The organism is Hominimerdicola alba, assembly GCF_900109655.1.
GTDB classification, from domain to species: domain Bacteria; phylum Bacillota; class Clostridia; order Oscillospirales; family Ruminococcaceae; genus Hominimerdicola; species Hominimerdicola alba_B.
Map to the genome: position 1 here is coordinate 1 of NZ_FOAT01000036.1, position 7,821 is coordinate 7,821.

Genomic DNA, 7,821 nt, shown 5'->3' on the forward strand with positions numbered 1-7,821 from the left:
TGAAAACACTTGTGGATGAAATATGATACTTTCGGCATATCTCTACTTGACTTCCTTTACAGTCAAGATATTCAGTTACTGCTTTCAACTTAGTTTTCGCAGAATACCGTTTGTTTGTATGGCTGATCCTGACCGATTCTATTCCATCTGTTTTTGCGAAAACTACCATTTGTCTAAACGTTTCTTTTGTAACCCCATATTTCTTGGCTATTGATGCATAGCTTCCTTTTCCTGAAAGATATTCTTGCACTGCTTGAATTCTTTCTTCATCTGTCAGTTTTCTTCGTGACATAAAATAACCCCCTAGAGTTTTACACGATTTTTGTTTTTTTGTGTGTCTACTCTAAGGGGATTATATCAAAATGCTCAGGGACATAGAGTGGATCTAATTTGTTAACTTATTGTTCTTCTTTTTCCTTTTTGAGATTTGAAGAACATACAACGCCTGCACTAATCGCACTGAAAATCAGTGGTACATAGACAGCAAAGCCGACATTTATTCCCGAAAAGGCTTTATTCATGATAATGACATCATGGATATACCCGATGGCAGACAAAAGTATCAGCAGTATGACTGTCATTATTATAAATATCGTGACAAACAGTTTGAACCAGTTGGTCTCTGTATTCAGTTTTTTGAAGTAACCGCGCATGATGATCTTTCCTTTCACGTCAGAGTTATTGTTCTGGTTTTTTCTTTTTACGATTGCCATAGCTTTTTATACCCGACAAAACAACACTGAAAAACAATGATACGGCTATGGCGTAAACGATATTGTTTCCGCTGTATTCCTTGTGCTTTATGAGGACTTGAATGATATGCTTGATGATAGGAAAAAGTACCACAAGATAGAACGTCCACCATAAAAAGTATGGTACAAACAGTTTAAGCCAAGCGGTTTCTGTTTTTAAGCTGTCGTAGTAAGCACAAAATCTCGCATAATATCTGCGCATAATATTCATTCCTTTGGCGGTGATGATCATTTTTATCCAAGCAGATTATACCACAATGTTCACAGGTTGTCAACAGATATACCGCGGTATACGAAATTATACGACCGTATACGGTGGTATGATCTCGTAAGTTTTTTCCGCCAATGCTGTCCGATATTACTGCTGAAATGAAAAAGGCACCCGCAGGAGTGCCTTTTAATATTACAGATCTATAAGGAAATAGCGGAGATCAGTGCCTTTCAAGGTTTTAGGATCAAATTTAAATCTATACATTATTGTTGGATAATTGCCCTCTAAATTCTCTTCACCTTCTACGGTAATACTTATTCCGTCATCAGATTCGATGTACTCGTTAGCTTCAGCTACAAGACTGTCGGTTTTTTCAATTCCCTGCGATTCTGTAAAAGCTTTTATATCATCATAATCCATTATTCCGATACCCATAGGGAAGAAAACTACGTTCTCAAGATAAGCGAGAGCATCTGCTCCGATGCCACTGGTGAGACAATACTGCTTGCCGTCAAAGAATTTCATTTCGACCTTTGAAACGATCGTATCCGGTATCTTGATTTTTTCATTGGCATCTTCTCTGCGCTTTACCAGCTGTACGCTTACTTCTATTCTGGGATCCTCTACTGATCTTACTTTATACCATTCACAACTACTTGGCAGATATTCATCCAGGTGTATTTCAGAAGTATCGAACTTGTCTTTACACACTTCAACGAGCTCAGCAGCTGTCATATAACCGCCGCTTCTGAATACTGTATCACCTATCTGGATATATCCTGAATTCAGAGGTGCATTTTTGATCTCCTCGGTCGCTTCATACTTTATCTCTTCAACAACGGGTTCTGATTCGGATTCTGCTACGGCTGATTCTGCCGCCTGCTTTTCCTGTTCAAGCTCCTCGGCTGTTTCCTGTTCAAGTTTATCAAGAGCCTCATCAAGCTCTTTTTCTTCCTTATCTTCTGCGGGAGAAGCCTTTGAGGTCTCATTGCCCGCCTTTATATCGTTATTGCTGTCACCGCAGCCTGTCATTACAGCCGCACTTAAACAGAGCGCAAATACGAGGGCTGATATTCTTGTGATTTTATTCATTTGTGATTATTCCTTTCAAAAATAATATCTGAAAGATATTACCATTTAAATATGTTCGGAATATGTGTATTGTGTGATAATCTCGCGAAACGGAATTGAACCCTGTTTGTATACGACTGAATGCGGCGGTATATTTTTGTACCGCTTGGATTTGGTTTGGTTTACTGTTTGCCTGAATCATCAATGCCAAACATTTCATATAAATTATATTCATTCTTGTAACGCCATACTTCACCTTAAAAAAATACAAGATAGTATTTTCCGTTATCATTATAGGTGTAACATTTAACTCCTCCTTGATTTCGAAAATCCATCGCAGTAACAGTTCTCCCTTTAGGGCGAGGAACAGCCAATGGCACAATAGACGGTGCCGGTTCCATACATTTTGTTCGCGAACTTTCCTCAAACGATAGTAGTGTTTACACAGAATTTGGGATTTACTCATTACGCTGGCTGATCACAAATTATTATATAGTTCAAAAAAATAATCCATTAGTTCTGTTCCATGTTCAGGTCTATGATTTTTAACTGCAATGTAGTATTTATTATTATCAATAATCAATGCGCAATAATTGCAATCCTTAGGATAACACCTTGAGTTTCTATCCCATATATTACAATTAACTTTTATTACAGTTTCTATTACATCATTATTTTCAACAAACGAATCGATATCGTCAATTCTCATTTCAATGAGATTATACCCATCACCGGAGTGCATTCTGGTTTCGATGGCTACTGCTTTTTCTCCGTTTGAATTATCTATTCCGATTATTCGTAAAATTTTTTCGCTTGAATCGTTTGATAAATCATTAATTCGGTAGTATTTTAAATTTGTCTGATAATAGAACCATGCTATGCCAAATGCACTAATCAATAGGACCAGCATTATAACCATTCTCGTCAATTTTACATTCTTTGTAGTCTTCTTCAAATAATACATCTCCTTGTTTCCCCATTACAAATATACGCCGTGTAAGTATTTAATTCCTTGGTTGCCAAATGCAATATAAAGCATTATTATTCATCATTAAATCCAAACATCTCATATAAATCACGACCTCTGGCTTCTCGAACATAGAATTCCAAGTAGTATTTTCCGTTTTCTTCGTAAGTGTAACAATCAGTAAAATAACCTTTATCAACACATTTTATATCGTATATTTCATAAATTGTCTTGTCATTATGACCAGTTGCAGTATTTATATCGAAGGTATCGTCTTTATGGACATTTTCATTTCCTTCAAATTGTTTTAAATATTCGATTTCCGCTTCAATGCTGTCAAATCCTTCTGAAACAACATATAAACGATTGTTACGGTTAAAATATGCTTTGCTTATATCCAGATCAATATATTCCAAACCTAACTCTGACCACAGGATATTTGTTTCCTGAGCAGTGAACGTTGTTTTTTCGTGAAGCTCTATTATAGGTTTAAAATATTAATTAACTCTATAGACAAAAACGCCAAGAAAAATCAGAAAAGATAATACTAAAGCAATCATTTTCTTATAATGCTGTTTTATTAATCGTAACATAAGTTATCTCCTGTTCTATAATGACACTGGTTCGTATGTTTTGGTACAGCATAGATTTGGTTTACTCTTCGCCTGCATCATCAGAACCAAACACCTCATCAAAAACATTATCAATTCCATTATGTTCGGATTCATTTTTACAAAATTCCAGGTAGTATTTTCCTTTCTCTTCTCTGTAAGTAGTACATTCTATCAATCGATTACTATGATTTTTGTCGGTATTATATGCTATACCGTATATATTGTAGTTTTCCTGTCCTTGATGGACATTTTCATTCCCTTTGAACTGTTTTAAATATTCGATTTCCTCGTCAATGCTGTCAAATCCTTCTGAAACAACAATCAGTTCTACAACTCTTTTATGATCTCTGTTATAATATGAGTAATATGCTTTGCTTATATCCAGATCAATGTAATCCAAGCCCAGTTCTGACCAAAGGATATTTTTCTCCTGATCGGTAAAGGTTGTTTTTTCATGAAGCTTCCTACCACACACTGTATGGATAATTATGCCATAAGCCATAAAGCCAAGATATAAAAACAAGATCACTGCTAATACTGAACGAATAATTTTCTTCAACCGTTGTCTATTTGTATATATCATAAGTTGTCTCCTGTTCTATGATCACACCGGTTTGTACATTTTGGTACAGCTTGGATTTGGTTTACTGTTTGCCTGAATCATCAATGCCAAACATCTCATATAAAATAGTATTATTTCCACTGTGTTCAGCTTCATTTTTAATAAATTTCAGGTAGTATTTTCCGTTCTCTTTGTAAGTGGTACATTCTATCAACAGATTGCTATGATCTATGAAAGTATTATATGATATATTGTATATTTTATGATTTTCCTGTCCTTGACAAACATTTTCATTTCCTTTGAACTGTTTCAAATATTCGAGTTCCGCGTCAATGCTGTCAAATCCTTCTGAAATAACAAACAATTTTTCAACTCTATTTTGAGAGCTTCTATAATTTGCTTTGCTTATATCAAGGTCAATGTATTCCAAGCCCAGTTCAGACCAAAGGTTCTTTTTCTCCTGATCGGTAAAGGTTGTTTTTTCATAAGTCTTGATACGGCTCTTTATATATGTAAAATCCTCATCAGCTTCAATCATTGCAGCACCACTTTTATAAAATCTCAGGTAGTATTTTCCGTTTTCTTCGTAGGTGATACAAACTATAGATTTATTCTCATTATCTATATCGGTATTATATCTTATACCCAATATTTCTTGAATATTATTTCTTTTATCATCATCTGTTTTATTTTCATTCTTGACCATATCACCTATATGGACATCTTCATTGAACTGTTTTAAATATTCGATCTCCGCATCAATGTTGTCAAATCCTTCTGAAACAACAAATAGTCTATGACTATATATATTATAATATGCTTTGCTTATATCAAGATCGATGTAATCCAAGCCCAGTTCTGACCAAAGGATCTTTGTTTCCTGATCGGTAAAAGATGTTTTTTCATGAAGCTTTGTACTACGATACGCATATCTAACTATACCAAAAAAAATTAAACCAAGATATGCAAAATATAAACACAAGATCACTACTAATACTGAACGAATAATTTTCTTCAAACGTTGTCTATTTGTATATATCATAAGTTATCTCCTGTTCTATGATCACACCGGTTTGTACATTTTGGTACAGCTTGGATTTGGTTTACTGTTTGCCTGAATCATCAATGCCAAACATCTCATTTAAAATATTATCAATTCCACTATGTTCGGATTCATTTTTATAAAATTTCAGGTAGTAATTTCCGTTCTCCTCGTAAGTGGTACATTCTATCCATAGATTGCTATGATCTCTGTCGGTATTATATGTTATATCGTATATTTTGTAATCTTCCTGTCCTCGACGAACATTTTCATTTCCATTGAACTGTTTTAAATATTTGATTTCTGCGTCAACGCTGTCGAATCCTTCTGAAACAACATACAGTTTTTCATTTCTATTATTTTCTCTGTCATAGTATGTATAATATGCTTTGCTTATATCGAGGTCAATGTAATCCAAGCCCAGTTCTGACCAAAGGATATTTTTCTCCTGATCGGTAAAGGTTGTTTTTTCATGAAGCTTTTCACTTAGCTTTTCACTATGCTCCGTATATCCAAAGAAATCAATGATGCTTCCGATTAAAACCAGACATAACAACACTAATTCTAAATGTATAATTTTCTTAAAAATATGTCTTTTTGAACGTAACATAAGTTATCTCCTATTCTATCTATAAACCTATTGGGTCATAGTCGCATTGTCAGTCTTTATGGGTAGGTTTCATACAAACCGCTGCGGCGGCGTTGAGCATGCTTCCTGCGGCGTAGGCAAAGATATCTTCCCACGAAAAACCTGTGCCCATGAGAATTGCGGGCAGACTGCGTGGTGCGAAGCCGAGGATCTTGTAGAGTTCAAAATACTGCGATACTTCGACTGCGCAGGCGAAGATGAAGAGTATCAGCGGCAGGGTGCAGGGGAATTTTTCGGTGAATATGCGCACGAAGAAGTACATTGCGGGCATAACGAGGACATCTCCGATATATGCGCGGACGAAGCCGTGGGCGTACTTTCCTATCAGTATCTCGGTGATGAGAAGTGCAGCGAAGACCGCTGTATTTACAAGTTTACGTTTGGTTGACTGTTTCATAATTTTCTCCTTATTCCATGTGTTTTAAATGTACGCGGTATTTTCCGTCATACGGTTCTATCCTTATGTATATCCGTTTGCCGTCGCTGTATTGGTAATCATCGCCGCTTCCGGGGATTCCTTTTTCGATACCACACTTTATGTTGTTTTGCAGAAATTTTTCGGCGTCATCGACTTCAACGACAAGCTCACAGGTTATCGCAATAAGAAAGCTATCATCTTAATAGCTTACAATCTTCACATCGTCGGTAAGGTCAAGGAAAAACTCCTCGCTCACTTGCTCGCGGTCGATACGAAAGCACGAATAGTAAACCGCAAAGCAGCAAACAGCGAGAACATAAATGACATAAACGTACATGAGCGTCTTATTGGATTTTTTCTCCATATCATCACTCCATCTGTTTTTTACTTGCTATCCTGTTCTTGATCATGATCTTGATAGCTCCGATTATTGAAATTGCTATACATACATCAGCATGGAAATATAAACTGATAAGCACGCCTAATCCGTCGCCAGCATTTGGCTCTCCGCAATGGGGATGAAAAATGGTAAACAGAAAATAGAATACCGGTATAAAAAGCGAGAGCACAAACCCTATTACGGTAAACAATGCACCCGAAACCAAAAAGACCAGAAAAGGCTTTATTGAGTTATAACAGAGCACTCTCCAAAGGAAATATATGCCAAAAAGAGCACAGCAAATATACATAGCTGTTAATGAGATCGCGGCACCCAGAAATATAGTGATATTACAAATCACAGAACATATCAGACCATCAATGATCTCCAGCGAATAATTTTTCATCATATCATCACTCCATCTTAGAAATTTGCATGCATTTTTTAACGTGACACCATTATATCACGTTTAGAACTGTTTGTCAATAGTTTTTTATCGAAAAACAATATTTTTTTACCAAGTTTCAAAAAAACGATTTTTATGATATCATTTGTGGACGGGTGATTAATATATATGAACGGACTGCGGGGTAGGTCGCCCCTCTCTACGTTCGGGTCGAGCCGTCAAAAACGCTTCGCTGTTTGACGGCGGGCGCGGCAATAATTTACGGACGCAGAAAGAGCGTGGACGTTTGTTTTGTCCACGCTCTTGTTGATGATTATTGCCGCGCCTTTTTGGTCGGCGGGAGTTTGGTTTACTCTTATAGTTCGTTTTGCATTTTGGTTTTATGCCTTGGTGATTGAGGGACTCCGCCCCTCAAACTCCCCGCAAGCTTTTCGCGAAAAGCTTAACCAAAAGTGCTCTTCAGTCTGACCCGTCCCCTGTCAAGTAGACAGCGCAAAAAACAAAAATATTCTATGTTGTGACCAAAAGCAGTCTGTGCAATATGTGCAGGCTGCTATTTGTTAGCAGTAATTGGCATTTCACTTTCGTAGTGAGGAGCGTAGCGACGAACGAAGAAAGTGAAATGCCGCGGCGCCCGGTCACGCAGCATACGCCTGGTGAAACTCCATCGGTGTCATGCTGTTCAGTTTGATTTGATACCGACCAGTGTTGTAGTATCTGATGTATTCTTCAATCGCTGCGATCAGACTG

At 36.8% G+C, this 7,821-nt stretch carries 12 protein-coding genes; all 12 read right to left on the reverse strand.

The genetic code is table 11. From position 1 onward, the window contains the following. Positions 1–292 (reverse strand): transposase (locus tag BMY75_RS17165; protein ID WP_139199908.1); only part of this gene is annotated, 292 nt, incomplete at its 3' end. A gap of 106 nt (positions 293–398) precedes the next feature. Then, complete coding sequence (locus BMY75_RS17170) at positions 399–671, reverse strand: hypothetical protein (protein WP_139199910.1); 273 nt, start codon at positions 669–671, stop codon at positions 399–401. A gap of 7 nt (positions 672–678) precedes the next feature. After that, on the reverse strand, positions 679–954 hold the full coding sequence (locus tag BMY75_RS18310; RefSeq protein WP_074836403.1) for a hypothetical protein: 276 nt from the start codon (positions 952–954) through the stop codon (positions 679–681). Positions 955–1,155: 201 nt separating this feature from the next. Then, the gene (locus BMY75_RS17180) at positions 1,156–2,055 is read right to left on the reverse strand and encodes a hypothetical protein (protein ID WP_074836405.1); all 900 of its coding nucleotides are present in this window, start codon (positions 2,053–2,055) and stop codon (positions 1,156–1,158) included. 457 nt (positions 2,056–2,512) lie between these two features. Further along, positions 2,513–2,989 carry a hypothetical protein gene (locus BMY75_RS17190; protein WP_074836408.1) on the reverse strand — a complete coding sequence of 159 codons (477 nt, stop codon included), beginning with the start codon at positions 2,987–2,989 and terminating at the stop codon, positions 2,513–2,515. Positions 2,990–3,075: 86 nt separating this feature from the next. Next, the gene (locus BMY75_RS17195) at positions 3,076–3,417 is read right to left on the reverse strand and encodes a hypothetical protein (protein ID WP_074836411.1); all 342 of its coding nucleotides are present in this window, start codon (positions 3,415–3,417) and stop codon (positions 3,076–3,078) included. A gap of 238 nt (positions 3,418–3,655) precedes the next feature. After that, the gene (locus BMY75_RS18590; protein ID WP_242940279.1) at positions 3,656–4,198 is read right to left on the reverse strand and encodes a hypothetical protein; all 543 of its coding nucleotides are present in this window, start codon (positions 4,196–4,198) and stop codon (positions 3,656–3,658) included. A gap of 61 nt (positions 4,199–4,259) precedes the next feature. Continuing rightward, positions 4,260–5,027 carry a hypothetical protein gene (locus BMY75_RS18595; RefSeq protein ID WP_242940280.1) on the reverse strand — a complete coding sequence of 256 codons (768 nt, stop codon included), beginning with the start codon at positions 5,025–5,027 and terminating at the stop codon, positions 4,260–4,262. A 253-nt stretch (positions 5,028–5,280) separates the two neighbouring features. Then, entirely contained in the window at positions 5,281–5,829 is a 549-nt protein-coding gene (locus tag BMY75_RS17210) for a hypothetical protein (protein ID WP_242940281.1), read from the reverse strand. 49 nt (positions 5,830–5,878) lie between these two features. Beyond that, on the reverse strand, positions 5,879–6,265 hold the full coding sequence (locus BMY75_RS17215) for a ribosomal maturation YjgA family protein (protein WP_074836413.1): 387 nt from the start codon (positions 6,263–6,265) through the stop codon (positions 5,879–5,881). Between the two features lie 220 nt (positions 6,266–6,485). Next, on the reverse strand, positions 6,486–6,650 hold the full coding sequence (locus BMY75_RS18175) for a hypothetical protein (protein WP_170844348.1): 165 nt from the start codon (positions 6,648–6,650) through the stop codon (positions 6,486–6,488). A 1,059-nt stretch (positions 6,651–7,709) separates the two neighbouring features. Then, positions 7,710–7,817, reverse strand: coding sequence for an IS3 family transposase (locus BMY75_RS18865; protein ID WP_431602524.1), 108 nt, complete (start codon positions 7,815–7,817; stop codon positions 7,710–7,712). Between the last annotated feature and the right edge of the window lie 4 nt (positions 7,818–7,821).